The following is a 26,709-nucleotide window of genomic DNA, read 5'->3' on the forward strand; positions in this document are numbered from 1 at the left end:
GTGTTATGTGGTATGAGCCTAACCGATGACACTCTGGAACTGTTACATGCCCTTATTAGAAATGGATGCGTCAACAACCTAACGGCAGATTCTGGACACGAGGAAAGAAACGCCCGCACGCTGCAGGAATTCTTCGGGGATACCCGTGTAAACGTCGAACGCTTCGAACCCCATCCGGGTCGAGTTTCCGTAGCGTTTTCCATCGAAGGCACCGACCCCAACGCCGAGCCACTCACCCTTTTGGGCCACACCGATGTCGTGCCCGTCGACGAGGACAAATGGACAGTTGACCCGTTCGGGGGTGAGATCAAAAACGGCCGCATGTACGGGCGCGGCGCCACCGACATGCTCTACATCACCGCAGCGATGGCGGCGGCTGTGCGCGACGTTGCCCTCTCCGGCACGCAACCCAAAGGCACCCTGACCTTCGTGGGATGCGCCGACGAGGAGGCCCGCGGTGGCCTCGGCGCGGCGTGGCTTTCGGAGAACGCGTCGTTCCCTTGGGCGAACTGCCTGTCCGAGGAGGGCGGCTCCCACCTGCCTGTGTCCGACGGCTCCGACGCGCTCGTGATCGTCGTCGGCGAGAAGGGCGCCGCACAGCGCCGCTTGACCGTGCATGGCGACGCCGGCCACGGCTCCGCGCCGTTCGGCCGCGACATGGCGGTAACCAAGATCGGTGAGGTCGCGCGCCGCATCGCCACCATCACGCCCGAAGTGCGTAGCGACGACATCTGGGAGGGCTACGTCCGCGCCTGGAAATTCGACCCCGACACCGAAAAGGCGTTGCTTCGGGGCGAAGGCTACGAGACGTTCGGTCAGCTGCAGAGCTACTCCCACGCCATGAGCCACCTCACCATCTCCCCCACCGTGCTGCGTGCCGGCGAGGCGATCAACGTGTTGCCGTCCGTCGCCTGGATGGAGCTCGACATCCGGCCCTTGCCTGGCCAAACGCAAGAAGAGATCGACGATCTGCTGCGGGAAGCGCTCGGCGACCTTGCCGACGAGGTGGAGATCACCCACCTCATCACCGAACCCGGCACCGTCTCCCCCACCTCGGGCCCGCTTTACGACGCCATCGTGGACACCTTCCACGAATTCTTCCCCGACGTCCCCGTCGTCCCGACGATCGCGGCGGGTGGATCCGACCTGCGCTTTGCTCGTCGTAAAGGTGGCGTCGGCTACGGATTCGCCCTCCACGGGCGCGGCGAAACGCTGGGGTCTGTTCTAGGTGAGCTCCACAGCCACGACGAATCCGTCTCCCTTGAAGACGTCGACCTCACGGTCCGGGCGTACCGTTCCCTGATCCGCCGCTTCGTCGGGGCGTAGTTCCGCCATTTCGGTTCATATGCAGGGCTCGATATGCGTAACCGCTGGTCACCGCGTTTTCCGAATTTCGGCCACAATTTCACGAAAACCTCTTGACCTGGGATTACGCATATCGAGACCTGCATATGAATGAAAGGTGTTCACGTGGGATGCTTAACGCATGAAGAAAACTCTCGTAGCGGCGCTTGTCGCCAGCGCCGTCACTGCCGGAACGTTAACAGCACCCGCAGTCGAAGCCGTGGAACCAAGCACTACCGCGACAGCCACCCCAGTCACGACTACTGCAAATCCCGAGCAGAACCCCGCCATCGAAGAGGAATACACCCCGCTTGAGATCGCGCTTGGACTTGCTGGCGCCATTGCCGTGTACGGAGCGATCGCTGCTGGCACATGCTGGGCGATGAAAGAGGGATTCATTCCGAACCCTGCACCGAAGTACATCCCTTGCCACGCGAAACCGAAGCCCGCTCCGAAGAAGCCCGCCCCAAAGCCAGCACCGAAGCCCGCTCCGAAGCCTGCACCCAAACCTGCACCGCGGCCCGCTCCAGCCCCTACTCCGAAGCCGGTGCAACGGCCGGCGCCTGCCCCGGCACCCGCGCCGTCGAGGACATACCCGAACTGCCGCGCCGTTTGGAGCGACTTGGGACGCCCCATTCGAAGCAATGACCCGGGCTACGGCTCCCACCTAGACCGCGATGGCGACGGGATTGGATGCGAAAGGCGCCCGAAGTAGCTCTTCCCACCTGTCACATCTGCCCCATCCGTGACATACTGTCCCGCATGAAGTTTCGTACTCTCGCTATGACCGCGGCGCTGGCCGGCACGATCGCCGCCGCGCCGACCGCCCAGGCTGACGCCATCGACGACACCCTGGCGAAGCTGCCCGCGGGTCCGATCTCCTGCGACCAGGCCTCCCGCTACTGGACCAATGACGCCGACTACCAGCAGAAAGTCCGCCAGGCGCGCACGATCGCGATGTTCGACCGTCGCGGCCCGCAGATCCTGGATGCGCTTTCGCGTGTCGACGAAGCCGCCAACCGCTGCGGCCTCAAAGGCACCACCGGCGGCAACAACACCAACTCCAACAACGCCAACAACGCTGCGCCGAAGCAAAACGCGCCCGCGCAGCAGCCAGCACCTGCCCAGCAACCAGCCCCGCAGCCAAAGCAGCAGCCGAAGCTGAACATCCAGCCGCAGTTCCCGGAGCGTGTGAACCTCACGCCGGCGGGCATGCCGTCGTTTGATGTGCCGGTTGCTGGCGTAACCACGCTGCAGCTGCCAGACCTGCTGAAGATGCTGCAGGACGCGTTGGCGCAGATCCTGGCTTACTTCAACATCCAGCTGTAGAGCTCTTCACCATCGGCGTGGATGCGCACGCCGGGCGTGGGGGCAAGCCACAGGTCAGTCTGGAGGGTGTGTTCGCCGTCGGTGCAGGTAAACGAGATCGTTTCGTTGGTTTTGTCCAGCACCTCAACGCGTGCGCGTGTGAGCCATGCGTTGCGGCGACGCACCCCAATCAGCTTCTGATACTCCGCATAAATCCACCCACCCAGTGGTGAGAGTTCGGCCGGGGTGGTTGGCAGGGCGGGGCGGACGGCGTCGTCGGCAGACCAGCCCTCGCCGCGGGTGCCGGTGAAGCCTTGTTCATCGCCGTAGTAGATCGACGGCATGCCGGGCACGGTCATGAGAATCGCGGCGGCGAGGATCAGTTTGTCGGGTCCGACTGTGGAGGCGATCCTGTCCACATCGTGGTTGCCGATGAACGTGTTGGTCAACAGGTCGGCGGGGTGGCGTTCGAGGGCGTGGGCGAGTTCCCAAAAGTTGGCGTCGGCAAGCGATGACCAGGTGGCTTTCCACAGTTCATACTGGGTGACTGCGTCGAGCGTGCCGGCCGCAGCGATCTCTGCGTAGTCGCCGTGGATGACCTCCCCGAGGAACATTGCGTCAGGGAACTCCTCGCGAACGCGGGAGAGCACGTCGCGCCAGAATTCGGACGGGACGGCGTAGGCGACGTCGAGGCGCCACCCCGCGATGCCGCGGCGCAGCCAGTGGCACATGATGTCGACGACCGCATCCCGGATCTCTCGCTCGTCGTGGTGGAGTGCGGCCAGTTCGTTGTGACCCTCCCAGTCCGTGTCGCCGGCAAGACCTTGCTCAACCCAAGGGTGGGTGCGGGCCACGTGGTTAAAGACCCCGTCGAGCATTATGTTGATGCCACGGGTTGCGCAGGCGTTGATAAGCCAGTCGATGTCGGTGTCGTCGCCAAGCCTTGCGTCAATGCGCAGGTGGTCGAGGGTGTCGTAGCCATGGGTGACCGACTCGAAAATGGGACCGAGCAGCAGGCCATTGCAGCCGAGTTCGACCAGGTAGTCCAGCCACGCCTCGAGTCCGCGTAGGCGGTGTGCGGCATCTTTAGTGTCGCGGATCGGCGCGCCGAGCGCGGCGAGCGGGTAGACGTGCCACCAGATTGTGCGATCCAACATGTGCCCGAGCCTACGCACCGAGCAGCGCCAGCGGTACGACCGCGATTCCGTCGGGGCGGCGGTAGGCGCGGGTGCCGGTGGTGAGGATCACCGCGTCCACAACATCGTCCGGGAGTTTCTCGCGCAACCAAAGCAGGTGCTTGACGTCGTCGTCACCCACGTTGGCGGCCAGTTTGACCTCCAATGCCACGATCGCACCGTCTTGGTCCTGCGCAATGAGGTCGACCTCTCGATCCCCTTTGACCGTGCGGAAGTGGCCGACGGTACCGAAGGATGCTTGCGCCGCTACCCGCACGGTGAGGGTGGCGAGCGACTCGAACAGTGGTCCGAGCAGATAGTTAAACCGCCCCGTGAGTTTCGCAGCTGGAATCTCCAGCAGACGCAGGACAAACGCTGGGTCCGCAAGCTGGTGTTTCGGTGCTTTCGCGAGGCCAGCGAACGGGGAGCGTCGCATATCCCAAGCTGGCACGGGGTCCAGCATCCACAACTCGGCGAGTTTTTCTCTGTACACCATCGTCGTGGATTTAGCGGGTTTGTTGGTTTGTCCGGGCGTGGCTGCGTCGAGAATCTCCTGGTAGCTCGTCGTCGTGGAGCTGGCTGCTGCGTACGCCGCTAGCCAGTTCATCAACGCTGTTGGGTTGCGCGCGGTGTAGCCCTGCTCAGGGAGGTCGCGATCCACCACACGGGTGAGATAGGAGTCCAGCTGCTGGTTGCGGAGTACCGGTGGCGCTTCATAGAACCCCGGGAAGCCGCCGGACGCTATCGCGTCAATGTAGTCTTTCAGGGTTTTGTCGGTCTCGCCTGCGATGGTTGCGTCGCCTTGAAAAAGTTCGCGCATGCTTATCGACGACTCCCAGCCACGCCGTTCAAACAACGCCAACGGTCTCATCCGCATTGACAAGATGCGCCCTGCTCCGCTGTGAGTATCAGTCCCGGCTACGGGAGTGGCTGAGCCGGTCAGGAGAAAACGCCCGGCGGGAGCACCATTATCCACCGCCCGCCTGACGTAATCCCAGGACTCGGGGTGGCGCTGCCATTCATCGATCAAGATCGTGCCATCAGGGCTTGCGGTGAACGCCGGATCCGAGGCGAGAACTCCGGCACCCTCATCCGTGTCGAGCTTGAGCACCGTCGACGCTCGCCGGCGCGCAGTTTCGGTTTTGCCGACACCTTTCGGCCCCTCAACCGCAATAGCAGACGCATACGGAAGGAGCTGGTCAAGTTGGGTGTCTACGGCCCGTTGCAGGTATCCCATAGACACGAACCATACCAATTTTCCGTCGTGAATCGGTCGTTTTTTCCGTCATGAATCGGTCGAATTTTCCTCCCCGCGCCCGATGAGCGGCTGCAGGCCCTTGGCGATGCGCTCGCGCCACTCCTTGGCAATTTCTTCGTAGCCGCTGTCGTGGGGGCGCATGCCGCGGTGGGTGAAGTTGACCTTGGTTTTGCCGGATTCGTCCTCTTCGATGTCAAAGATGAGGGAGGTGTCGTCCCACTCGTGGTCCTCTTTGGGGTTGTCGGTGGGTTCGACATCCCAGACGATGCGCTTGCCGTCGTCGGCTTCCTTGACGGAGAAGCCAACGTAGCGGTCGTCGTCAGAGTAGTGGAACTCGGAGCCTTGTTCGGCGGCGTCGCCTTCGACGCGTTCGTCCCACCAGGTTTTGGGTTTGGTGATCGCCTCGTAGACCTCTTCGCGGGTGGCCGGGACGGAGAAGGAGGCGGTGAAGTCGCGGATGGCTTGGGCGGTGGTGCCGTCGGCGAACTCGTAGTCCGACAGCGTGTGGTCCGGGTCGTAGATGGAGATGTTGTAGCCCTCGTCCCGGTACTGCATCAGACCGTCTTTGATCAGGTCGCGGCCAGCCTTGTTAAACGCGGTCACGCCGGAGACGTCAAGGATGAGGTTTGTGCTGGTCAGACGGCGCTCGGAAAGACCACGCAGGATCCTTTCGGCGGAGGTGAACGTGATCATGCCTTGCAGTTCGACGATTTCGGCGTCGTCGCGGCGTTCAATGCGACGGATGCCCGGCGCGAAGTAGAAGTTCGACGACAGCAGGTTCAGCCCCATGGAGCTGGACAGTTCTCGGAAGATTTTCACGCCGCGCACGGAGTTGCCCTGTTTATCCAGGCGCGGGCTTAGCGACGCAATACCTAACTGGCCTGGCAACGTCCCGATCAAACCGCCGGCCACGCCTGACTTCGCAGGGATGCCGACGTTGACCATCCAGCGCCCGGAGGCGTCGTACATGCCTGCGGAGACCATGACTGCCTGGGCGAGGCGAGCTGCTTCCGCCGAGACGATGCGCTCACCGGTGACCGGCTGGATGCCAGCGTTGGCAAGGGTGGCAGCCATGACGGCGAGGTCTTTCACGGTGGCCAGAATGGCGCATTGGGCGATATAAGAGGCGACGGCCTCGTGGGCATCGTCGCTAATCGTGCCCGCTTCGCGCAGCATGTGGGCGAACGCCTTGTTGCGGTCGGCGGTTGCCTTCTCGGATTCGAATACCCGCTGATCAATGCTCAGTTCGCGGCCGGCAAGGCGGGAGAAGTAGGCGCGGAGTTTCTCGCTGCGCTGCTCCACGGGGATGTCGGGGCCGCCGATAAGTTGGTTGACGGTGATGGCGCCGGCGTTGATAAGTGGGTTGGCGGGGCGGCCTTCGTCGTCAAGCGAAAGTGCGTTGAAGGCCTCGCCGGAGGGCTCGACGCCGACGTGGGTGTGGACCTCGTCGGGCCCGTACATGTCCAGCGCGAGCGCGTAGACGAACGGTTTGGAGATGGACTGGATGGAAAACTCGTAGTCGCAGTCCCCGACCGCGTAAAGCTGTCCGTCTGCGGTGCACAACGCAAGCCCGAGCTTGTCGGGGTCGGCGTGTTTGAGCACGTCGATGTAGTCGGCGCGGTGGCCGGAGTCGTGGTCACGCACCGATTCGACGATGTCGTGCAGGTATTCAGTCACTGGCGAAGGCATGGTGGCAAGTGTAGGCCCGAGCACGACACATTCGAACATGTTCGAACACCTGTTCGCCTCGTGTCGTGCGCGGTGGTTAGATTCACCTCATGAGCGATTACAGTGGCACCGCCCGCCCACACGGCCTTGAAGTTACGTGGAAGATCTGGGGCGATCTGAACGACCGCGATCTGCACAACGTGCAGGCTTTTATGGACGACTTCTTCGCGGTCTGGAAACCACGCCCGACCCGTGGTTTTAAAACTCCCATGGACTACGCGACGCTCGCGTATGCGCGGCAGTGCTTTGACCTGGCGGGAGACGCAGCCGACATGCACGTCTCCGATCAGTTTTTCTACCTCGACGCGCTGCGGCAGGCGATGGAGCAGTTGGAACGGGTCGAACCCCGGTTTGTCTACGCCCACTCTCTCGCCCGGTACGCAACGCAGCTTGCGGGTGAGTTCGATATCGAAGACGCGATGGACGGCGCCTGGGACGAGCTCCGCGCGGTGATGCCTCAGCCGTTGACGCGGCCGATCCCAGGAGTGACCGAGTACGCGATTGTCGACGACACCCAGTCCCCCGCCGACTTCGACATCATGCGCCTGCCCGACCCCGACACGTTTAGCGTGCGTATCGGCTCACTCACCGCAGACGAATTCGTCCGCGAAGGACGCCAGGTGTTTTCACTGGACATGGTCCCGGAGGAGACCGTCCCACTGGTCTTTATCGACCGCGCATTTCCCCTCGGAAGAGTATCTCTGCGGGTGGACGTGGACGACGACGGCACGGAGCTGCCACACGAGATCCTGCGCGATGTGCGCGTCGGCATCGACGACTACCTGGACAGCCTGGTGGGCTGCGGCACGAGCGCGGTCGAGTACTACTTGTCGTGCGCCCGCGCCCAGGAGTGTACGGGCCTACTGGTCGAATCCCCCGCTGCGGGCCCGCTCGTTGCTGCGGTCGGCGAATCGCTACATCACGTTGTGGCCCGTAACCCTTCCGCGGCACCCGCGCGTTTGCTTTACGACGAACTCACGTCCACCACCGATCCCGACCTGATTTTCGAGTACGCAAATGCCATCTACCACTGGATCCCGCGTGACTTTCGTGTCTGTTTCCCCACCAGCAACACACCGGAGGCGGACGCGTTGAAAGACGCGCTATTCGAGTCGTTTAGGGAGCAAGACATCGGATTTGCCCGGGTGGTGCTACGCGGGCGGCAACAACAGAACCAGGCTCCGCTGTTGAACCACTTCGCTGTGGACTTTTTAGACACGTTCGGGGAGGCGGAGGACCTGCCGTATTCAAACTGTTTCCTCATCCAAGACATCGACTCCGCAACACGCGACCTGTTTTAAAACGGCTATAATCGTGTTTATTCGATCCGCGACTTCAAGGAGGCCCTGATGTACGTTGACACGTTCCCCGACTCGAAACGCAAGTATCTCTCGGATGCGCACGCTGAGACTGTGAAGGCCACGCTCGCACCGGTCGCCGACAACATGCAGACCATCGCGACCACCTTCTACTCCAAGATGTTCGCGGCGCACCCGGAGCTCATCTCCGACCTGTTCAACCGCGGCAACCAGAAGCAGAACGCACAGCAGAAGGCGCTGGCCGCGTCGGTGGTGAAGTTCGCGGCGCATCTTGTCGACGACTCCCAGCCCGACCCCGTGATGATGCTCGACCGCCTCGCGCACAAGCACGTCTCCCTCGGCATCACGGAGGACCAGTACCAGATCGTGCACGACAACTTGATGGCCGCGATCGCCGAAACGCTCGGTGAGGCCGTCACACCCGAGGTGGCCGAGGCCTGGGACGCGGTCTACTGGCTGATGGCGGACGTACTGATCAAGCACGAAAAGGAGCTCTACGCCTCTGACGGTGTGGCGGATGGCGATGTGTTCCGCCGCGGCACGGTGACCGCCAAGGAGGCCCTGAGCGAAACGGTCACTGCGTTCACCGTTGAGGGGGATTTCTCCGTGCCGAAGCCTGGGCAGTACACGTCGATCGGCGTGAAGCTCGACGACGGCGCCCGCCAGCTGCGTCAGTACTCGATCATCGATGGCGACGCATCGCACTACCGCATCGCGGTGCAGAAAGACGGCGAAGTGTCGTCGTACCTGCAGGAGCGCGTCGCAGTCGGCGACACCGTCGATGCCACTCTCGCCGCCGGCGATCTCGTGCTGCGCCCGGGCGAGAACCCGATTGTGCTCATCTCCTCCGGCATTGGTTCGACGCCGCTGACTGGTATCCTCACGCACCTGGTCAAGCACGACGATCCGCGTCGGGTGACCTACGTGCACTCAGACTCGTCGGAAGCCACTTGGGCGCAAGCGCAGGAAAGCCGCGACCTGGTGGCCGCGCTCAACGACGGCTCGATCCACCCGTTCTTCCGCGACAGCGGTGAGCGCATCGACATCCACAACATCGATGTCGCAGGCGCCGACGTCTACCTCTGTGGCGGGACCGGCTTCTTGCAGTCGCTACGCGACGACCTTGCCGCCCTCCCGGAAGACAAGGCGCCAGCGAACGTCTTCTACGAGCTGTTCAGTCCGAATGACTGGCTCGTGTCCTAAGCACGCTTGGTCAGCCGGGCACCGCACTCCCCCGGCCTGTCGTGGGGGCGCAGTTGCACCTTGACGCCGCCAAGCCTCCCGTCCAGAAACCCCTCGTGCAGCGCACAAATTACCGGAGCCGGACGTTTGTTGCTCTCGGTGACAAACGGGCAGGCATTGAGGCTAAGTTCGCGCACTTTCCGGGTGGTCGCATCTGGACGCTGCAGCGGGTCAAAGCCCAGCTCGCGCAGCAGTTCCGCGATTTGTCGTTCAGCCGTGGCCAGGTCCACCTCATCTGCGCCGTTGTCGCGACCTTCGTTCACACGGTCTGCCCACTCGCGGCCAAGTGCCTTGGCGGCATCGGTGTCGTCGGCAGACAGTTGGCTGGCCAGCACCTCCACGAGCGACACAATCGCACCCGATGCCCGGCTCGTAGGCGCAACGCGTGCGGTGTAAATATGCGACGGGCGCCCCCTGCCAGAACCAGTGGCAACCCTGCGACTGATCACCCCGGCGGCCATGAGCTCGTCGAGGTGCCCGCGCACAGTGTTGGGATGCATGCCCAGTGCTTCGCCAATTTCAGCAACCTGGATGCCTTCGGCGTGGGACTGCACCTCTTGGAAAACCTCGACTTGTTTCGCGCTCAGGCGGTGGACGGCGGTTATCAGCTCACCAGCTGGCCGCGGAGCATACCTACGTTCCATGCGCGTTCTCCTGAGGGGTGTATCAAGTCCGCCAAAATTATATGTGTTGCTGAGTTGTAGTCCAACTTGGTTTTTCTCGGATTATACAATCTCAACGTCATCAACGAACACCAAAGGAGCCGATCCGTGGCACGCACAACGCACTTCGCCGCCTGGTCCGCAGTGACTGCGCTCGTCGCTGGTACCGCAACGGCAGCGACATTGCTCGCACCTGCGCAAGGTGAGATCCCCACCGGCGACGACGTCATCACCGTTGACGTTGATATTGAGCGGATGCGGTTCATCCCCGACCGGGTGGAGGTGCCCCGCGGCACGAAACTCGTGGTCAACCTGACCAACTCCGGCGAGAAAGAGCACGACCTGAAGGTCGGCGAGGGCTACTCAGGCCGGCTCAGCCCTGGCGAGAGCGCTACCTCCTATTACGGCGAGTTCAACGTTGACACGCTCGGGTGGTGCACCATCGCCGGGCACAAAACAATGGGGATGCTCTTTAGGGTCGACGTGACGCCTTAATCAACGCCACCTGCGCCTTCACGGCCCGTGCGAGCAGCGGAATGAACGCCACGAGCACGCCAAATACGACGAAGGACAGCACAATCCGCGCGTAGGAATTGTTCACCGCCAGCCATGCCAACAGCGCCACATTGAACAGGCCGACGCGCACGTAGGCAGCCCGGTTGAGTTCACGGAGCCCGGCCTTCACCGCTGCCGGCCCACCGCCCATCATGGTTGGCATGAGGTAGCTCATCGCGCCGATGAGCAGTTGTGCTGCAAACCCGAGCAGCAGCGGCAACGTCGGAATGTCAGCGGACCCACCGAACAGGCGCACCGCGTACCAGGTCAGCCCGCCGATGAGCCACGCAACTGCACACAAGGCAGAGAGGGCTGGGTAGGTGATGCGGCCGCGAGGGTCGGCAAACACCGTCAGTGCGTTGACCACAAACCCCTGGTAGAGCCACACCCAGCCTGCCACGATCACCACAGCACCAATGCCAGTGACCACGGACATTCGCAGCAGCGCACCCGCGACTGCGAGCACAACACCCGCCCCGGCGAGCACCAGTGCGACACCGACCCGGTCGACAGCGCGCGTGCGCCACATCGCCGGGAACAGGATGCTCAGCGCGCTCATCGCCGCAAAACCGACGAAGCCGCCAACGTTGATAAACATGTGGGCCTGACGCACCGCAGCATGCCACTGCCCCGGCAGCCCCGCCGCCAGCGCCGCGCCGAACAGCGCACCGACCGGCAGACAGCACGCCGAGGCCACGAAGCCGTACACACTCGCATTGCTTCGTTGCGACGCCCTCACCTGCCCCGCCAACACCACCGCATGCCACGCCACCACAATGCCGACGACCAGCGCGCCGACCCAGGTCAGCCAGTACCACAGCAGCATCTGACCAACGAGCGTGGCAACGACGCCGGCGTTGAGCAGATAGGTGCGGGTGAGCTGGGCGGGGCGGGTGGTGTCGTCAAGCTTGTGCCCGAGGAAACGCTCAGTGAGCGTCTGCGACCACAACAGGATCGAGTTTGTCAGAATGCCCAGCGTAAAAATGTGGATGAGCAGCCACGATCCCTCAGGGATGAACGGGTGGACAAGCCCCACGATGATGAACACGCCCATCCAAATGCTCACCGGCTTGGAGGCTTTGCGGTGCCACGCCCGCGGATTCATATCAGGCATTGACCGACCCCGACTTCGGGTTGTCGCGGAAGCACCACCACGTGGCCGCCGCGAACACAACCGCAGATACGGCCAGCACGAACAGCACATTCTCGTACGACTCGGTGTACGTCGCGCCACCATCCAGACCCCGCTGGAGCAGCGAACCGGTCAGCGCGACGGTGGTCAGGGTGCCGAACTCGTAGGACACCTCCTCCACACCCGCCGCCATGCCGGAACGGTTCATCGGAGCCGCGCCAATGATCGCAATCGACGACACACTCATCACCGAGCCCACCGCAAAGCCCAACACCGCAAGCGACACAACCTCGAACAGCACGCTATGCGACGACGCGCCCACCACCAGCAGACCAGCCCCCACCACCGATAACGCGAAACCACCAGCGATCAACGGCATGAAGCCAACCTTGTGCAAAAACGCACCACCGAGCGTCGACGCGGGAATGGCGGCCACGGCCATGGCGACGACGGTGGTGCCGGCCTTCAGGGGCGTAAATTCGTCGACAAGCTGCAGCTTCTGCGTCGTCATCAATTCCGCGCCCGCCATGACGAACATGCCACCCGCCGCGGCAACAACGCCGCCGGTGAACATGCGGGACCGGAAGATGTCGAAGGTGAGCAGCGGGTCATCGAGGCGCGCCTGACGCCGCACAAACAGCCACGAGCCCAACACGCACGCCACGATCGAGCCGACCAGCAGCGCGACGCTTTGGGTGTTCGCAGCCTGCTTGATCGCCATCGTCAGGCCCGACAGCGCAACCAGCGAATACAGCGAAGATATGACGTCCCACGCCTTGTTCGGATTCGGCAGATTCGGCGGCGCCAGCCACACCGTAAGCACGAGCGCAAGCAACACAATCGGCACGTTGATGAGGAACACCGAACCGACCCAGAAGAACTCCAGAAGCAGACCACCAACCACCGGTCCGAGCGCGCCGCCAACCACGGCAACCGCGCCCCAAATACCGATGGCAAGGTTGCGCTCGCGCTCGTCGGAAAACGTCAGACGGATCAACGCCAACGTCGCCGGCATCATCACAGCCGCACCAACACCCAACATGGCGCGCGCCGCGATCATCTCAGCCGTGCCCGGCGCGAACGCCGCACCCAGCGACGCCACACCGAAAATCCCGAGACCGATCAGGAACATCTTGCGGTGGCCCACCCGGTCCCCCAGCGTGCCTGTGCCAAGCAAAAGGCCCGCAAGTGCAAGCGGGTAGGCGTTAATGATCCACAGGCCCTCGCTGGGACCTGCGCCGAGACTACGTTCAAGCGCGGGCAACGCCGTGTACAAAATTGAATTATCCAGCCCGATCATGAGCAGGCCGAGAGATACAACAGCAAAGAAGCCCCAGCGCTGCGCGGGTGTGCTGGTGGATTCCATGCGGGGAATACTACCGCGCGGTTCTTTTTCACCTTGTCGCAGGATCTACGCCAGGTAGGCCGCACCTTGCTGCATAAGTCGCTCTAAGTACAAATAGCGCTGCTTAGTCACCCAACCACTGCCTTTACCGGACGCAGTATTTTCAATTTCACTTGGCAAAGTCCGATGCGTTCCAAGTGGTTGCGTTTCGTCCTTTGAGGTCAACACAAACGCTTGATACCGACCTTCAACCCCACTGCCATCACACCATCCATTTTGAGATAGCTCTTCAATGGCTTGCGCGATTTTCCGCAGTTCAGGCCTGTTGCGGTCTTTTGCCTCTTTCCTTAAGAGCCGCGCCTCGTTCAAATTTCAGGTGATATTGTCCTGCCGATACTTGACCGCAGGAATCTCAGTTTGAATCTTTCTGTCAACATAAAACGCAAGATGACGCACAGGACGAAACGTTCGTCCTGATTTACAGACATACACAGACGTCTTTTTATAAAGCTCCCATTCCTTCTTTCCAGGAACTAACAAAGTATCTGCTGGTTCGGTCGGGCGCCGGTTGTACAGGGACTCAACGCGGTCTACTGCCTTAAGAAAATGCTCGAACGCAGGATCAACATAGTTCGCCACCGCAAATATTCGATCGCATTCAAACGGGACATCGGTATCAAGAATCGAATCGTGGTGAGCCACGCGATTACGAAAGTTCCTAATCCCTTCCACTGCGGCGCCAACTTCGCTACGACTTCGGGCATAAGGGAACGCGCGTTGCAAACAGAGGCGCCAGAGCTCGTCGTTGCCTTTTCCGAGCATTCGAGTCCAAAATCCGAAATGCAAGTTCGCGGTTATCTGCTCCCGCGAATCTCGGTGGTGGGGACTTAATCCCTCCCTTGTGTCTTCAACCCTTTCCCGGACTCCTTCTCCAATTAAAGGATTTCGAGAGAATATCCACGGCACGGAGCCAGCATCGTGTTCGAAATGCTCCCTGAGAGCCTTATCGATGACGTTTCTCAGCCCAACTTCAAAATGGGCAAGTAACTCCAGACCTGCAGAGGCAACCTCCCCAGCCCAAAGATAAAGCTCTCTGGCTTTCTGCACATCGTTGTTTGCTTCCTGCAGATACGGCGCAAAGCGCGAGTCACTGACGAGCTTTGAGAAGAAAAACTCGGAAGCAGGACCTTCAACCCCATCTAAGGACCCCAAAGTGTCAACCCCCTTGACCTTTTATGAATGTGCGCACAAATCCAGCACCTATGCTTGGACGTAGCGCCCTTTAAGTGTAATCTCTTTCTCGTACGCCCCGGTGTCGCCTCTGCTCAAGCAAGCGCCCGGGGCTTAAAATTTCCGGGTTAAGTAGCAAAATGTGTGTCCGGTCGGCGTGTCGTCGGTCGGACACTTTTTGTGCTATTCCATGGGGCCTTTTCTGATTCGTATCGAGTGGTTGTATTCGGTTGGGATAGCGTTGTCGTAGAAGGCTGGTCGTCCTGTTTCTTGGTCGGCTTTGTTGTGGTCTTCTTCGGCAAGATCGTTGACTTTGGCGAGTTGGTCTTGTCCGAAATTGCACCGCCTGGCGATCGTGAGTGGATCGTCAGGTCCGTCTAAGAGTCTCACGCGGGTGCAACGGTGAGGGGTGTAGAGAACGCACGGTGGGCGGTTGCGAATAAGTGACCACGCTGGCAGCCGAGAGGTACGAGCGATGAAAGATCAGCTCGAGCATTAGCGAACGTACTGACGTCGCTTTATTAGGTGTACTGACCGGGTACGTTGCGGGCACGCCGGTTCGGCGCACCGCCACAGCCGCTTGCGCCACACCAGCAGCACCGGCCGCCCCGCCGAGGGGATGTCACGCACCAGATGCTCACGCCGGCCGCGGGCCACCGCGACCACCCCGCACCGCGGGCACCCGGTCACCGACTCGGAGGTCTCCACCAACAGCTCCAGCTCACCGCCGTACTCACCGGCGGCAAGCACCACCAACCCCGAGATGCCGAGCATCGCAGCGGGCAGGACGGTAGCCTCAACACTCACCTGGGACTCCTCTCGATCCGTTGCTTGGTCGCTACGAATCGTGGAGTCCCAGGTCCGTCTTCACCAGCCCAACCCGGTCAGCGCGTCGCAACCCGGCTACCACGCTTGGTGAGGAAGATCTGCTAACGTGGTTCGGCGACGGCCCGGGCACGTCCTTGTTCCTAACCGTCGTGCGCTGGGGTCCGCGTGGACCGCTCGGCCAGCGTCCATCCAGTCAGGAGGCAGTCAGCAGATGTTCGACGACAACGGCTCATTCCTACTCGCCATGTTCGAGTTCTTCATCTTCTTCGCATGGTTCATGTCCCTGTGGTGGATCTTCGGAGATCTCTTCCGCAGCAAGGACCTCGGCGGCTTCGCGAAGGCGCTGTGGGTGGTGTTCATCGTCGCGCTGCCGTTCATCGGAATGCTCGCGTACCTGCTTGTTCGAGGTCGGGGGATGACCGACCGCGCGGCCGAGGCGCACCAGGAGCTCCAGCAGCGGCAGGAGGAGTACATCAAGTCCGTCGCCGGCGGCTCCGCCGGATCGAGCCCGACCGATGAGATCGCCTCGGCGAAGGCCCTTCTCGACTCGGGAGCGATTACCCAGCAGGAGTTCGACCAGATCAAGGCAAGGGCGCTCTCCTCGGTCTGACCCTGGTCCGCTCACTCGCCAGCCGCAGCGTCGCGGTCCGAGGGCGAAGAAGTACCGTTCTAATGACAACACCCCGCAGGGAAACCTGCGGGGTTATTTTTGGGTTAAGGGTCAAAAAGGGGTTAAGTAGCAAAAAGTGTGTCCGGTCGGCGTGTCGTCGGTCGGACACTTTTTGTGCTATTCCATGGGGCCTTTTCTGATTCGTATCGAGTGGTTGTATTCGGTTGGGATAGCGTTGTCGTAGAAGGCTGGTCGTCCTGTTTCTTGGTCGGCTTTGTTGTGGTCTTCTTCGGCAAGATCGTTGACTTTGGCGAGTTGGTCTTGTCCGAAATTGCACCGCCTGGCGATCGTGAGTGGATCGTCAGGCAGTTGCGTTTTTGCATACAGGCACCACTCGAGCATTTTTCGTTGGCGTTCTCCTGACCTGCCGCGGTGTGCATCGGCGATGCGTTTGAGCTGGGCGTTGATGCCGCCTTCGAGGCTGTTGGTTGTTGAGACCCACCGGTTTGGCTCGAGTGCGTTTTTGGGCGGCTGCAGGTAGGTAAACAGCCATCCTTTCCGTGAGAGGTGCAGCAGGGAGTTGTATGCCTTGCGAACTCGCAGGTGGGTCCATTCCCACTGGTGATTCAGCGTGCGCCGTTCTTTTGGCACGGGGGTCTTTTCGTCGAGGAATGCTTTATAGACCTGTCCGAAGTCGTGGAGACGCAGTGTCCATTCGCGTGCCTGGTCAAGTGTGGTGATGCGGGTCAGTTTCAACGCCAGTGCGTAGATCGCCTTGCCCGCGTCGGTGCGTGGTTGGGTCGACGTGTAGCGACGGATCGCGCGTTGGGCATGGACTAGGCAGCGCTGAATGAGCGTGTTTGGCCAGCACGCTTTAATGGCGGTGAGTGCTCCTTGTCCGCCGTCGAGGACCACACATAGTGGCTCGGCGATCTTTTTGAGCAATTGGGTGTAGGCGTGGGCGGTTTCGCTTTTCGCCCAGTGCCATGCGATGACGTGGTCATAGCTGGCCGCGACGAGGAGGCAGCCAGCGGCGGTGTAGGTACCGTCGATGAAGATCTGGTCATAGACGCGGTGAGGTTCACCATCGTTGGGCACATCGATGAGCCAAAACGGCGCGAATCGGCGATCTAGGGTCCACCGGCTGATGTTTCGCAGGCGAGCGACCTCGGCCAATGAGGCGGTGCAAGTCGCATAAGAGATGAACGCTTGAAAGTCGCGAGTTTGGGTGTGATCGGTGCGGCGGCGTGTCGTCGAGCTGCCGCAATCTGGGTTTTTGCACCGCCACCTGGTTGTGCCTTTGGAAGTGGTGCCATTTTTCTTCATTTCCCCAGCGCATACTGGGCAACGTGGTCTGTTTCTACTCACCCAGAAAGCACACCAATCCCCGACTAGCACATGAGGATGCCATTCCGGTGGATTGAACGAGAATCGAGCATATATAAGGTGCGAAACCTTATATACGGCCGATTTATGCCGTCTGAGCAGTGAGGACTGCGAAAATCAGACACACATTTTGCTACTTAACCCAAATTTCCTACCACCTTCAGGGGTCAAAACAGCAAAAGCCCCGACCCACACTCCGGAGAGTATGTGTCGGGACTTAGTTTGTGCCCGGGGGGGGACTTGAACCCCCACGTTCTTGCGAACACTGGCACCTGAAGCCAGCGCGTCTGCCAATTCCGCCACCCGGGCGGGCGACTTGATAAATATAGAACGACCCGCGTGAAAAGTACAAACCGCCAGTCCACACCAGGTTTTAGACACGCGCGCCGCGTTTTCGGATAGGTCGTGTCGGGGTGGGCACCTATACTGTCCGAGTTACTTAAATTCGCATGTGAAGAAAGGAGGTGCGTGGGAAGTGGCGGTAATGGACAAGCTGGCAAAGCTCGATAGTTCTCTGCAGCGTGGCTTGGATAACTCTATGGCTGCGCTGTTTGGCGGCAAGGTTGTGCCGGAGGAGATTGAGGTGCTGGTCAAGCAGGAGGCACAGGATTCGCTGGTGGTCACGGATCGGGACGAGTATGTCGCTCCGAATGTGTACGCAGTGGGTGTGTCTTCGAAGGACTTGGAAAACTTGTCTAGGAATCGTGATCTTCCTGCGGACCTCGCCGATCAGCTCATGCGGTACGTGCGTAATAAGCAGTGGTTCTTGGATGGGCCGGTTGTTGTGCGTATCGCTGAGGAGTCGGGTTTGAGGACGGGTCAGCTCCGTGTGTCGTCGTATATCGACACGATGCCGGATGTGGTGAGTGGATTCGACGCCATTGTGGCGGAGCCGAAAAAGCGTGCTCGTGCCTTGAGCTCGGAGAGTAAGGAGGATGCAATGTCCGAACCGAATGCCGCCAATCCTGCAAACGGTGGCGAGTCGAATGGGCAGAATGCCACGGTGAGCCTGCTGCTGCAGGATGGCTCTTCGCGTACGTACTTGGTGCACGAGGGGTCCAACATTTTGGGCCGTTCGAATGATTCTGATTTCCGTCTGCCGGATACGGGTGTGTCGCGTCAGCACGCTGAGATCACCTGGGATGGCCAGGTTGCGGTGTTGGTGGATTTGCAGTCCACGAACGGCACGACGGTCAATGATGAGCCGGTGGATAACTGGATGCTGGCGGATGGCGACGTGATTACGCTGGGCCATTCCAACATCGAGGTTCGTATTGTTGGCGGCCAGGATGAGGTGCCGATGAATGCGAATGAGCCGGACTTCACGGATTCGGTGTCGCACCCGAGTACTGAATATTTCCAGCCGTAAAGCACCGGAAGGTTTGAGATGGATTCCACAATTATCCTCAGCGCGCGTTTTGGTTTGTTGGCGCTGTTGTGGGTCTTCATCCTGCTGGTGATGTGGACGCAGCGTAAGGATGTTGTCTCGGCGGGTGGGGCGGTTCGTCGCCAAGCGGTGGCTTCTTCGCCTGCGCCGAGGGAAAAGGCGCGCACTCTTGCGGTTGTTGCGGGCCCGTTGCAAGGCTCCCACATGGAGATTGCCAGCTTGGAGGAGTTCACTGTTGGTAGGGCTGGAGACAATGACTTCCAGCTGGGTGACGATTATGCGTCGTCACGCCATGCGCGCCTGTTCCGGCGTGGCAGTGACTGGTTTGTGGAGGACTTGGATTCGCGCAACGGCACCTTTGTCAATGGGGTGCGAATTGATCAGCCTGAGCGGGTGACCGTGGGCATGGATATGAAGATGGGACGCACGATTGTGAGGCTAATGCCGTGAAGCTCGCGCTAGATTTCGTCGCCGCGTCCGATCGCGGCTTGGTCAGGACCAATAACGAGGATTCGGCGTATGCGGGTCCGCACTTGTTGGTGCTTGCGGATGGCATGGGCGGCCACGCTGCTGGTGAGGTTGCTTCCCAGTTGATGGTGGAGCACATGGAGCACCTCGACCGCGACCCGAAGGATGCCGACATGTTGGCGTTGCTGGGTGCGGCTGCGGAGGATGCGAATGCGTCCATCGCGGAGTCTGTGGATGCGCATCCTGAGCAGGCTGGCATGGGTACAACGCTGACGGCGCTGATGTTCAATGGCCAGCAGTTCGGTCTGATTCACGTGGGTGATTCGCGCGGCTATTTGCTGCGCGACGGAAAACTTACGCAGCTCACGGTGGACGACACATTCGTGCAGTCGCTTGTCGACGAAGGCAAGCTCGCCGCCGAGGACGTGTCCAGCCACCCGCAGAAATCCCTGATTCTCAAGGCGTACACGGGCCGCGAGGTCGAGCCCCACCTGGAGCTCGTCAAGGTCAAGCCGGGCGATCGTGTGTTGTTGTGCTCCGACGGGTTGTCGGATCCGGTGACGCGCGAGACGATCGAGATCGCGCTCGGCGACGGCACGCCTGAGATGGCAGCGCAGCGCCTGATTGAGTTGGCGTTGCGTTCCGGTGGCCCGGACAACGTCACCGTAGTGGTGGCCGAGGTCGTCGAGGTTGACGACGACGCGGACGTCCCCGAAACACCCGCCGCAGTGAAGGCCGGCGCGTTGGTGCCGGCTGTGGAACAGACACACCCGGACTCCTCCGCGAGCCGGGCCGCGGCGCTGCTGCGCAAGTCGGAGACGATCGCCCCGGACCACAACCGGGCGAAGACGCAGGAGTCGGATTCCGCCGACTCCGACGAGGAGTCCCACTCAGCAACCGCGAAGGCTAAGCAGCCGAGCTCGGTGTGGCCGTGGGTCGTCGCCACGCTTGTGCTGCTGTTGACGCTGGTTGTTGGCGGTGCGGTGTGGTCGAAGTCCCGCATTGTGGACGAGTACGCGCTGACAGTAAACGACGACAGGCAGTTCGTCGTGGAACATACCTCGCGCAGCAACCCATTCGCCGCAGAGAAGGTCGAGCGCATCCAGCACGCCTGCCTGAGCAAGGACGGCGATCTGCGTGTGATTTCGGCGAACTCTACGCCGGAGGACTGCCACCTGTTTAGCGTCGATGACCTGCCGCAGGAAGAGCGCGAAGCAATTGTCGACGAGGGCTTTACCGGCACGTACGACGAAGTGCTTGGCCGGTTGAAGGACTTGGCGGATGATGCCTTGCCGGGTTGTGTGGATAAGCAAAAGCCCGAGGACAACAAGTGCCGGGAGGTTCAATGAGCAGGCTGACTGCACGTAGCCGCGAACTGCTGCTGCTCCTGTTCGCCACCGGCCTGCTGCTGCTCATGCTGTTCGGGCTGGAGACCAGCCAGGGGCGCACCCTGTCCACCGAAATGCTGTACCTCGTGGGCGGGTTCATCGGCGTGTACGCGATCGCGCACCTGTCGCTGGCGTTTCTTGCGCCACACGCGGATCAGGTATTGCTGCCGATGGTGGCGCTGCTCAATGCGATCGGACTGGTGGTGATTTACCGGCTTGACCTCGCCGAACGCCCTGGATACGGGCCTTTGGCAGAGCGGCAGATGATGTGGTCGCTCGTCGGCGTGGGGCTGATGGTGCTCACCCTGCTCGTCGTGCGCGAGCACCAAGCGCTGTCGCGGTACTCGTACCTGCTAGGCCTGGTTGGCCTGATTTTCCTGGCGCTGCCACTGGTGTGGCCGCAGCCGGAAGGCCACGCGGATGCCCGCATCTGGCTATGGCTTGGTCCGTTTTCTATCCAGCCGGGTGAGTTTTCCAAGATCCTGCTGCTGATCTTCTTTGCCCAACTGTTGGCGCAGAAACGCGCCCTGTTTACGGTGGCGGGTCGCAGGTTCCTGGGGTTGACGTTGCCGCGTGTGCGCGACCTTGCGCCGATTCTGATGGTGTGGGCGATTGCCATTTTGATCATGGCGGCATCCAACGACTTCGGCCCGGCGCTGCTCTTGTTCGCCACCGTGCTGGGCATGGTGTACTTCGCCACCGACCGCATCTCCTGGCTGGCCATCGGCTTGGCCCTCGTGGCCGTCGGTGGCTACGCGGTGTACCAGGTGAGCGGGAAGATTCAGGAGCGCGTGGCCAACTTCATCGACCCGTTCGCAGACTTTGAGGGCATTGGCAACCAGCCCGCCAACGCCCTGATCGGCCTGAGCTGGGGCGGTATGACCGGCACCGGTTTGGGCTATGGCCACCCGGAACTCGTGCCGGTGGCGCACTCCGACTACATCCTCGCCGCGATCGGCGAAGAGCTCGGCTTGGTCGGTATCGCTGCCGTGCTGTGTCTGTTCGCCATCTTCATCACCCGCGGATTCCGCACGGCGATGCAGGTGCGCGACTCCTACGGCAAACTGCTGGCTGCGGGCCTTGCGCTGACGACTGCGATCCAGATCTTCGTCGTCGCCGGTGGCGTGTCTTCCATGATGCCGATGACAGGCCTGACCACGCCGTTTATGTCTGCCGGTGGTTCGTCGGTGATGGCGAACTACATCCTGCTCGGCCTGCTGCTGCGCATCTCTAGCAGCGCGAACCGCCCGGCGGAGTACGACGAAAGCACACAGCGACGCCAGGTGGTGGGTGCCCGATGAACAAGTCGATCCGTTACGGCGCCGTCGTCTCCCTGCTGCTGATTACCGCGCTGCTTGTGAACTTCACCATCATCCAAACCATGCGTGAAGACGAATATGCCCAGGACCCGCGCAATTCCCGCACGGTGATGGAGCTCAAGCAGATCAACCGCGGCAACATCAAGGCCGGAGATCTGACGCTTGCAGAGTCGTTCAAGAACGAACAGACCGGCTACTTCCAGCGCACCTACCCGAACATGCCGTGGTCCTTCGCCCCGGTGGTCGGCTACGTGTCCGACCAGTACGGCACCGCCCAGCTTGAGGCGGGGCTCAATGGGGAGCTCACGGGTGAGGGTGGGTCGTCGTCACGCTTCCTGCGCACCGGGCTCGAGGATTCGAAGAAGGGCGACGATGTCGAGTTAACCATCGACCCGAACCTGCAGGCGCTCGCATTCGACCAGCTTGCGCAGCCTGGTTACAATGGTGCTGTGGTGGCGCTGCGGCCGTCGACGGGCGAGGTGCTCGCTATGGCTTCGACACCGAGCTACGACCCGAACGAGATCGCCAACCCTGCTACTGCCGGCGACACGTGGGCGCGCGTGAACAACGACCCGGGCCGCCCGCTGCTCAACCACGCAACGCAGGAGCAGCTGCCTCCGGGATCGATCTTCAAGATCATCACGACTGCCGCTGGCCTGCGCAACGGTTACACGCCAGAGTCGCCGCTGACCGGCGACACGCAAATCATCCTGCCGGGCACGGACAACATCCCGCTGACCAACGACGGCGGCCAGCCCTGCGCCGGCGGCGGGCAGGTGCCGCTGCGCACCGCGTTCGCCCTGTCCTGCAACACCGCGTTCGTGCAGATGGGCCTCGCCATGGGCCCGGATGCGCTGCGCGACGCCGCCGCCCGCTTCGGCGTGGGCGAGCGCTACAACCTGGGCCTGCCGAATGCCGCCGGCTCGCTGGGCGATCTGCCCGGCGGCGCCGAGCTGGCGCAGTCCACCATCGGTCAGCGCGACGTGACCATGACCGCGCTGCAGGCGGCGATGATGTCTGCGACCATCGCAAATAAGGGCAAGCGCATGGAACCGCACGTGGTGCGGCAAGTGCGCAACGCCGACGGCAAGGTCCTGCACGAAACCGAGCCGGTGGAACTCAACGAGGCCGTAACGGAAGAGGAAGCCGCGACGATCACGGACTTGATGTTCGCGTCCGAGCGGTGGACCTTCGGCTACGACGGCAACGGATTCGCCTCCAAGACCGGCACGGCCGAGCACGCCGAAGGCGCCGCCCCGCACGTGTGGTACGTCGCCTTCGACCCGGCCAAGGACGTCGCCGTTGCCGTGGTGGTGAAAAACGGTGGCAACATGGGCGAGGCAGCCTACGGCGGCCAAGTCGCCGGGCCGATCGGACGCGCCGTGCTGCGCGCAGCACCCGCCGCCCCCGCACCCGTGGAAGGAGCACAGTAGATGAACACCGAAAACCGCGAGGACCTGCAACAGCTCGTCGGCGACGGCTACCAGCTGCAGTGGATCATCGGCCACGGCGGCATGTCCACCGTGTGGCTGGCAGACGACCTGGCCAACGAGCGCGAGGTGGCCATCAAGGTGCTGCGCCCCGAGTTCAGCTCCAACGCGGAGTTCCTCGCCCGCTTCCGCAACGAGGCGTTGAGCGCCCAGGGCATCAACTCCGACAACGTGGTGGCCACCTACGACTACCGCGAGGCAGACACCGACGCGGGCTTCACCGTCTGCTTCATCATCATGGAGTACATCCGCGGCGAGTCGCTGGCGGACCTCATCGCCCGCGAGGGCCAGTTGGATGAGGCGGTCGCGCTGGATGTGCTTGAGCAGGCCGCGCACGGTTTGGCGGTGATTCACCGCATGGGTCTGGTGCACCGCGACATTAAGCCGGGCAACCTGATGATCACCCAGAACGGGCAGATCAAGATCACGGACTTCGGCATTGCCAAGGCGGCAGCCGCGGTGCCGCTGACGCGTACCGGCATGGTGGTGGGTACTGCCCAGTACGTCTCCCCGGAGCAGGCTCAGGGCATGAAGGTGACGTCTGCCTCCGACGTGTATTCGCTGGGTGTGGTGGGCTACGAGATGCTCTCCGGCAAGCGCCCGTTCACCGGCGATTCTTCGGTGTCGGTGGCGCTCGCCCACGTCTCCGCCGAGCCGCCTGCGCTGCCGATTTCGGTGTCTGCCCCGGCGCGTGAACTCATCGAGATCGCCCTGCGCAAGACCCCCGGTCAGCGCTTCCGTGACGGCAACGAGTTCCAGCTCGCCATCGCCCAGGTCCGCCAAGGCCTGCGTCCCGCCCAGCCTGGTGGGAACACGCAGGTGGTGGCCATGGAGCCGTCCGCCACCGCGTCGACTCAGATGTTGGCCAACGTTGCCAGCGAACGCACTGCCCGTCCCGCCGGCGCGTACCCGCCGTCCGCAGCGCGAGCCGTTGCTTCTCGACGACCCGCCGACCCGGCACCACAACCCACCCCGGCTGCGCCGGCGCCGCAGAAGAAATCGGCGGCTGGTCCGGTCGTCGCTACGCTGCTCGGGCTCGCGCTTGTCGGTGTGATCGCAGCTTGGGCGTACACCGCAGGCGTGTTCGACCGTTTCACCGGCGGCTCCACCCCGACCACGACTCCGACCGTGGCCACCCAAACCGCAGTGGAGGAAGAGGAGCCCGAGACGGAAACCGTGGCTACCACCACGCACCACGAGCGCACCACGGTCACCGAGACGCACGCGCCCGGCACCGTGAGCTTCGTCGAGCCACCTGAGCAACACGAACCGACGCGGGACGACGAGGCACCCGAAACAACCGCGCCGACCTCGGCAGAGCAAGCCCCCACGTCGGCACCGGCAACCAGCGTGGCACCAGCCCCGACGCAGGAGACGAATGCGCCGGCGCCTGGGATAGAATTGCCAGACCTTGAAAACTTGTTCGGAGGTGGCAGGTAAATGCTGATCGCGGACCGATATGAACTCGGCAACATCATCGGCACCGGCGGCATGTCAGACGTATATGCCGCCACTGACGTCGCGCTTGGGCGTGACGTCGCCGTGAAGATGCTGAAGATCGACATGGCGCGCGACGAGAACTTCCGCGAGCGCTTCCGCCGCGAAGCCCAAAACTCGGCGCGGCTGAACCACGAGAACATCGTGGCGGTCTACGACACCGGGTCGGTGGAAACCTCCGGTGTGGACGTGCCCTACATCGTCATGGAGCGCGTCAACGGCATGAACCTGCGCGACATCGTGCGCAACGAAGGTCCGCTTACGCCCGAGCGTGCGGCGAAGCTGCTGCTGCCGGTCACCCGCGCGCTGCAGGCCAGCCACGACGCTGGCATCATCCACCGCGACATCAAACCCGCCAACATCATGGTCACCAACACCGGTTCGGTGAAGGTGATGGATTTCGGCATCGCGCGCGCGTTGGACGATTCCACCTCCGCCATGACGCAAACCTCCGCGGTGATCGGCACCGCTCAGTACCTCTCCCCCGAGCAAGCCCGCGGCAAACCTGCCGACGCACGCAGTGACATCTACGCGCTCAGCTGCGTCATGTACGAAACCGTCACCGGTGTGCCGCCCTTTGAGGGCGAATCTCCCTTCGCCGTCGCCTACCAGCACGTGCAGGAAGACCCGGTGCCGCCGTCCGAGCGGATCCCGAACCCGCTGACGGACAACGAGGCCGTCAACGTGGATTCCGTTATCCTCACCGCGATGGCGAAGCACCCGGCGGACCGGTACCAGACCGCCACCGAAATGGGCGAAGACCTGCAGCTCCTTGAGCACGGCAACGTCACCACCGCTGCGCGTAACCACCTGTCCGCCGCCGAGCACGACGCGGGCGCGCACGCTGTGGACAACACGGTTGTGGTTGGGGATGCGGTGAGTGGGCCGGCTCCGCGTCGCAGAGAAGCAATGGCTCCAGAGGCCGCACAGCACACCCGCTACGCCGACCACCGCGCCGCCAACGAGAAGACCTCCTCGAACACACTGAAGTGGATCGCCGCGCTGCTGAGCCTGGTGCTCGTCGGCGCAGTGTCCTGGTTTGCCTACGACTACTTCTCCGAAGGCAACAAACCCGCCATCACGCAGGAAAAGATGGTGCAGATCCCCGATCTGACCGGCAAGCCGCGCAACGAAGCCGTCCAGGAACTCGAACGCCTCGGCTTCCAGGTCTCCGTCATGGACGAGCCGAGCCCGGACATCAAACGTGGCGACGTCATCGCAACCAACCCGGCCGCCGGCTCCGAACTGAAGCAGGGCACGGTGGTGAAACTGACCGTCTCCTCCGGCAAGGAGATGACGGACGTGCCGGACGTGACCAACCTGACCACGGACGAAGCGATCGAGGAGCTGGAGAAGGCGGGCCTCGAGCTCAACCCGAACGTGCGCCGCGAATCCAGCGACAACATCGAAGAAGGCATCATCCTGGGCCAGCAACCCGCTGGCGGTACCCAGATTGCCAAGGGCTCGCGCATCGCGATCACCGTCTCCTCCGGCCCCGACATGGTCCAGGTGCCGTCGCTGGTGGGGCTGAACGTGGAGCAAGCCACCGCGACCCTGTCGTCGCTGCAACTGCGCGCCACTGTGACCAAGGTGGACTCCGAGCGTCCCGAGGGTGAAGTGCTCGCCGTCGCCGGTGAAAACACCGACGTGCCCACCGGCACCACCATTGAGCTGCGCATTTCCAACGGCATGCTGATGAAGATGCCGAAGATCACGCACCTCGAGCCGTCGGACGCTGAGCGCGTGCTGCGCGACGCCGGCTGGAGCGGCCGCATGGTCGCCGGGCCCACCGTGCCCACCGGCGCGCTTGTCGACGCCGGGCAGATCGGCCACCAAGAAATCCCCGCCGGCGACCTGATCCGCAAAGACCAGGCCATCAACTACAACCTGTGGAAGTTCGACGCCGGCGCCTTGCTGCCGCAAAATAACGCAGCTGCAGGTGAGGCTGATACAGTTTCACCCCAGAACGCTGTAAACGCGGCAAACGCGGTACGCAACATGGAACGCAGGCTCGGCCTGTAACCCCAGAAAGCAACGG

24 protein-coding genes, 1 tRNA gene and 1 pseudogene are annotated in these 26,709 nt (G+C 62.2%); 14 read left to right on the plus strand and 12 right to left on the minus strand.

The window, feature by feature from the left end; genetic code table 11:
- Positions 1-12 precede the first annotated feature (12 nt).
- From HMPREF2734_RS00280 to HMPREF2734_RS00290, 3 genes are all read left to right on the plus strand, one after another.
- Positions 13-1,326: a M20/M25/M40 family metallo-hydrolase gene (locus HMPREF2734_RS00280; protein ID WP_070568137.1), complete on the plus strand. Its 1,314-nt coding sequence runs from the start codon at positions 13-15 to the stop codon at positions 1,324-1,326.
- Between the two features lie 160 nt (positions 1,327-1,486).
- Positions 1,487-2,059, plus strand: coding sequence for an excalibur calcium-binding domain-containing protein (locus tag HMPREF2734_RS11430; RefSeq protein ID WP_083307990.1), 573 nt, complete (start codon positions 1,487-1,489; stop codon positions 2,057-2,059).
- A 47-nt stretch (positions 2,060-2,106) separates the two neighbouring features.
- Entirely contained in the window at positions 2,107-2,673 is a 567-nt protein-coding gene (locus tag HMPREF2734_RS00290) for a hypothetical protein (RefSeq protein WP_070568143.1), read from the plus strand.
- Here HMPREF2734_RS00290 and HMPREF2734_RS00295 read toward each other — a convergent pair.
- The 3 genes from HMPREF2734_RS00295 to HMPREF2734_RS00305 are packed head-to-tail and all read right to left on the minus strand — an operon-like array spanning position 2,652 to position 6,774.
- Positions 2,652-3,809, minus strand: a complete 1,158-nt coding sequence (locus HMPREF2734_RS00295) for an alpha-amylase family protein (protein ID WP_070568146.1) — start codon at positions 3,807-3,809, stop codon at positions 2,652-2,654. The two genes, HMPREF2734_RS00290 and HMPREF2734_RS00295, sit on opposite strands and share 22 nt — an antisense overlap.
- Before the next feature lie 10 nt (positions 3,810-3,819).
- On the minus strand, positions 3,820-5,064 hold the full coding sequence (locus HMPREF2734_RS00300) for an ATP-binding protein (RefSeq protein WP_070421966.1): 1,245 nt from the start codon (positions 5,062-5,064) through the stop codon (positions 3,820-3,822).
- 48 nt (positions 5,065-5,112) lie between these two features.
- Positions 5,113-6,774: a glutaminase gene (locus HMPREF2734_RS00305; RefSeq protein WP_070568465.1), complete on the minus strand. Its 1,662-nt coding sequence runs from the start codon at positions 6,772-6,774 to the stop codon at positions 5,113-5,115.
- An 89-nt stretch (positions 6,775-6,863) separates the two neighbouring features.
- Between HMPREF2734_RS00305 and HMPREF2734_RS00310 the strand changes: the two genes are divergently transcribed.
- Both HMPREF2734_RS00310 and HMPREF2734_RS00315 read left to right on the plus strand, forming a co-directional pair.
- On the plus strand, positions 6,864-8,114 hold the full coding sequence (locus HMPREF2734_RS00310; protein ID WP_070421965.1) for a hypothetical protein: 1,251 nt from the start codon (positions 6,864-6,866) through the stop codon (positions 8,112-8,114).
- 48 nt (positions 8,115-8,162) lie between these two features.
- The gene (locus tag HMPREF2734_RS00315; protein WP_070568148.1) at positions 8,163-9,335 is read left to right on the plus strand and encodes a globin domain-containing protein; all 1,173 of its coding nucleotides are present in this window, start codon (positions 8,163-8,165) and stop codon (positions 9,333-9,335) included.
- On the opposite strand, the gene HMPREF2734_RS00320 is transcribed toward HMPREF2734_RS00315, so the two are convergent.
- Positions 9,332-10,018, minus strand: coding sequence for a helix-turn-helix transcriptional regulator (locus HMPREF2734_RS00320; RefSeq protein ID WP_070421963.1), 687 nt, complete (start codon positions 10,016-10,018; stop codon positions 9,332-9,334). The genes HMPREF2734_RS00315 and HMPREF2734_RS00320 overlap by 4 nt on opposite strands.
- A 126-nt stretch (positions 10,019-10,144) precedes the next feature.
- On the opposite strand from HMPREF2734_RS00320, the gene HMPREF2734_RS00325 reads away from it, so the two are divergent.
- Positions 10,145-10,531: a cupredoxin domain-containing protein gene (locus tag HMPREF2734_RS00325; RefSeq protein WP_070568151.1), complete on the plus strand. Its 387-nt coding sequence runs from the start codon at positions 10,145-10,147 to the stop codon at positions 10,529-10,531.
- Here HMPREF2734_RS00325 and HMPREF2734_RS00330 read toward each other — a convergent pair.
- From HMPREF2734_RS00330 to HMPREF2734_RS00340, 6 genes and pseudogenes are all read right to left on the minus strand, one after another.
- Entirely contained in the window at positions 10,509-11,705 is a 1,197-nt protein-coding gene (locus tag HMPREF2734_RS00330) for a copper oxidase (RefSeq protein WP_141750377.1), read from the minus strand. The two genes, HMPREF2734_RS00325 and HMPREF2734_RS00330, sit on opposite strands and share 23 nt — an antisense overlap.
- The gene (locus HMPREF2734_RS00335; protein WP_070568157.1) at positions 11,698-13,089 is read right to left on the minus strand and encodes an MFS transporter; all 1,392 of its coding nucleotides are present in this window, start codon (positions 13,087-13,089) and stop codon (positions 11,698-11,700) included. Before HMPREF2734_RS00335 ends, HMPREF2734_RS00330 begins: the two co-directional genes overlap by 8 nt.
- A gap of 45 nt (positions 13,090-13,134) precedes the next feature.
- On the minus strand, positions 13,135-13,437 hold the full coding sequence (locus HMPREF2734_RS11680; RefSeq protein WP_141750378.1) for a hypothetical protein: 303 nt from the start codon (positions 13,435-13,437) through the stop codon (positions 13,135-13,137).
- Positions 13,438-13,440: 3 nt separating this feature from the next.
- Positions 13,441-14,280: a hypothetical protein gene (locus tag HMPREF2734_RS11685; RefSeq protein ID WP_141750379.1), complete on the minus strand. Its 840-nt coding sequence runs from the start codon at positions 14,278-14,280 to the stop codon at positions 13,441-13,443.
- 201 nt (positions 14,281-14,481) lie between these two features.
- Positions 14,482-14,670, minus strand: a pseudogene (locus tag HMPREF2734_RS11690) (IS256 family transposase); the annotation flags it as partial.
- A gap of 123 nt (positions 14,671-14,793) precedes the next feature.
- Positions 14,794-15,105: a transposase family protein gene (locus HMPREF2734_RS00340; protein WP_007000757.1), complete on the minus strand. Its 312-nt coding sequence runs from the start codon at positions 15,103-15,105 to the stop codon at positions 14,794-14,796.
- 127 nt (positions 15,106-15,232) lie between these two features.
- On the opposite strand from HMPREF2734_RS00340, the gene HMPREF2734_RS00345 reads away from it, so the two are divergent.
- Positions 15,233-15,736, plus strand: coding sequence for an SHOCT domain-containing protein (locus tag HMPREF2734_RS00345; protein ID WP_246816748.1), 504 nt, complete (start codon positions 15,233-15,235; stop codon positions 15,734-15,736).
- A 177-nt stretch (positions 15,737-15,913) separates the two neighbouring features.
- Here HMPREF2734_RS00345 and HMPREF2734_RS00350 read toward each other — a convergent pair whose 3' ends face one another.
- Both HMPREF2734_RS00350 and HMPREF2734_RS00355 read right to left on the minus strand, forming a co-directional pair.
- A complete protein-coding gene (locus HMPREF2734_RS00350) occupies positions 15,914-17,104 on the minus strand; it encodes an IS256-like element ISAmas1 family transposase (protein WP_141750380.1) in 1,191 nt (396 codons plus the stop codon).
- Between the two features lie 243 nt (positions 17,105-17,347).
- A tRNA-Leu gene (locus HMPREF2734_RS00355) sits at positions 17,348-17,431 on the minus strand.
- Positions 17,432-17,597: 166 nt separating this feature from the next.
- Between HMPREF2734_RS00355 and HMPREF2734_RS00360 the strand changes: the two genes are divergently transcribed.
- From HMPREF2734_RS00360 to pknB, 7 genes are read left to right on the plus strand one after another with little or no spacing between them, the layout of a single operon-like run.
- The gene (locus tag HMPREF2734_RS00360; RefSeq protein WP_070421957.1) at positions 17,598-18,491 is read left to right on the plus strand and encodes a DUF3662 and FHA domain-containing protein; all 894 of its coding nucleotides are present in this window, start codon (positions 17,598-17,600) and stop codon (positions 18,489-18,491) included.
- Positions 18,492-18,509: 18 nt separating this feature from the next.
- Entirely contained in the window at positions 18,510-18,959 is a 450-nt protein-coding gene (locus HMPREF2734_RS00365) for an FHA domain-containing protein FhaB/FipA (RefSeq protein WP_070421956.1), read from the plus strand.
- Positions 18,956-20,326 (plus strand): PP2C family protein-serine/threonine phosphatase, encoded by a 1,371-nt coding sequence (locus HMPREF2734_RS00370; RefSeq protein ID WP_070568162.1) that lies wholly within the window; start codon positions 18,956-18,958, stop codon positions 20,324-20,326. The genes HMPREF2734_RS00365 and HMPREF2734_RS00370 overlap by 4 nt, the downstream gene beginning before the upstream one ends.
- The gene (locus HMPREF2734_RS00375; protein WP_070421954.1) at positions 20,323-21,666 is read left to right on the plus strand and encodes an FtsW/RodA/SpoVE family cell cycle protein; all 1,344 of its coding nucleotides are present in this window, start codon (positions 20,323-20,325) and stop codon (positions 21,664-21,666) included. Before HMPREF2734_RS00370 ends, HMPREF2734_RS00375 begins: the two co-directional genes overlap by 4 nt.
- Entirely contained in the window at positions 21,663-23,117 is a 1,455-nt protein-coding gene (locus HMPREF2734_RS00380; RefSeq protein WP_070421953.1) for a penicillin-binding transpeptidase domain-containing protein, read from the plus strand. Before HMPREF2734_RS00375 ends, HMPREF2734_RS00380 begins: the two co-directional genes overlap by 4 nt.
- A complete protein-coding gene (locus tag HMPREF2734_RS00385) occupies positions 23,118-24,614 on the plus strand; it encodes a serine/threonine-protein kinase (protein WP_070568165.1) in 1,497 nt (498 codons plus the stop codon).
- Positions 24,615-26,693: a Stk1 family PASTA domain-containing Ser/Thr kinase gene (gene pknB, locus HMPREF2734_RS00390; protein WP_070568168.1), complete on the plus strand. Its 2,079-nt coding sequence runs from the start codon at positions 24,615-24,617 to the stop codon at positions 26,691-26,693. It abuts the gene before it with no gap.
- Positions 26,694-26,709 lie beyond the last annotated feature (16 nt).

This window comes from Corynebacterium sp. HMSC055D05 (assembly GCF_001810365.1).
Classification (GTDB): Bacteria; Actinomycetota; Actinomycetes; order Mycobacteriales; family Mycobacteriaceae; genus Corynebacterium; species Corynebacterium coyleae.

Excerpts from the sequence above, each read along its gene's own strand:
- HMPREF2734_RS00280 (WP_070568137.1), top strand. The coding sequence starts at position 13 with ATGAGCCTAACCGATGACACTCTGGAACTGTTACATGCCCTTATTAGA.
- HMPREF2734_RS11430 (WP_083307990.1), top strand. The coding sequence starts at position 1,487 with ATGAAGAAAACTCTCGTAGCGGCGCTTGTCGCCAGCGCCGTCACTGCC.
- HMPREF2734_RS00290 (WP_070568143.1), top strand. The coding sequence starts at position 2,107 with ATGAAGTTTCGTACTCTCGCTATGACCGCGGCGCTGGCCGGCACGATC.
- HMPREF2734_RS00295 (WP_070568146.1), bottom strand. The coding sequence starts at position 3,809 with ATGTTGGATCGCACAATCTGGTGGCACGTCTACCCGCTCGCCGCGCTC.
- HMPREF2734_RS00300 (WP_070421966.1), bottom strand. The coding sequence starts at position 5,064 with ATGGGATACCTGCAACGGGCCGTAGACACCCAACTTGACCAGCTCCTT.
- HMPREF2734_RS00305 (WP_070568465.1), bottom strand. The coding sequence starts at position 6,774 with ATGCCTTCGCCAGTGACTGAATACCTGCACGACATCGTCGAATCGGTG.
- HMPREF2734_RS00310 (WP_070421965.1), top strand. The coding sequence starts at position 6,864 with ATGAGCGATTACAGTGGCACCGCCCGCCCACACGGCCTTGAAGTTACG.
- HMPREF2734_RS00315 (WP_070568148.1), top strand. The coding sequence starts at position 8,163 with ATGTACGTTGACACGTTCCCCGACTCGAAACGCAAGTATCTCTCGGAT.
- HMPREF2734_RS00320 (WP_070421963.1), bottom strand. The coding sequence starts at position 10,018 with ATGGAACGTAGGTATGCTCCGCGGCCAGCTGGTGAGCTGATAACCGCC.
- HMPREF2734_RS00330 (WP_141750377.1), bottom strand. The coding sequence starts at position 11,705 with ATGCCTGATATGAATCCGCGGGCGTGGCACCGCAAAGCCTCCAAGCCG.
- HMPREF2734_RS00335 (WP_070568157.1), bottom strand. The coding sequence starts at position 13,089 with ATGGAATCCACCAGCACACCCGCGCAGCGCTGGGGCTTCTTTGCTGTT.
- HMPREF2734_RS00365 (WP_070421956.1), top strand. The coding sequence starts at position 18,510 with ATGGATTCCACAATTATCCTCAGCGCGCGTTTTGGTTTGTTGGCGCTG.
- HMPREF2734_RS00375 (WP_070421954.1), top strand. The coding sequence starts at position 20,323 with ATGAGCAGGCTGACTGCACGTAGCCGCGAACTGCTGCTGCTCCTGTTC.
- HMPREF2734_RS00380 (WP_070421953.1), top strand. The coding sequence starts at position 21,663 with ATGAACAAGTCGATCCGTTACGGCGCCGTCGTCTCCCTGCTGCTGATT.
- HMPREF2734_RS00385 (WP_070568165.1), top strand. The coding sequence starts at position 23,118 with ATGAACACCGAAAACCGCGAGGACCTGCAACAGCTCGTCGGCGACGGC.
- pknB (WP_070568168.1), top strand. The coding sequence starts at position 24,615 with ATGCTGATCGCGGACCGATATGAACTCGGCAACATCATCGGCACCGGC.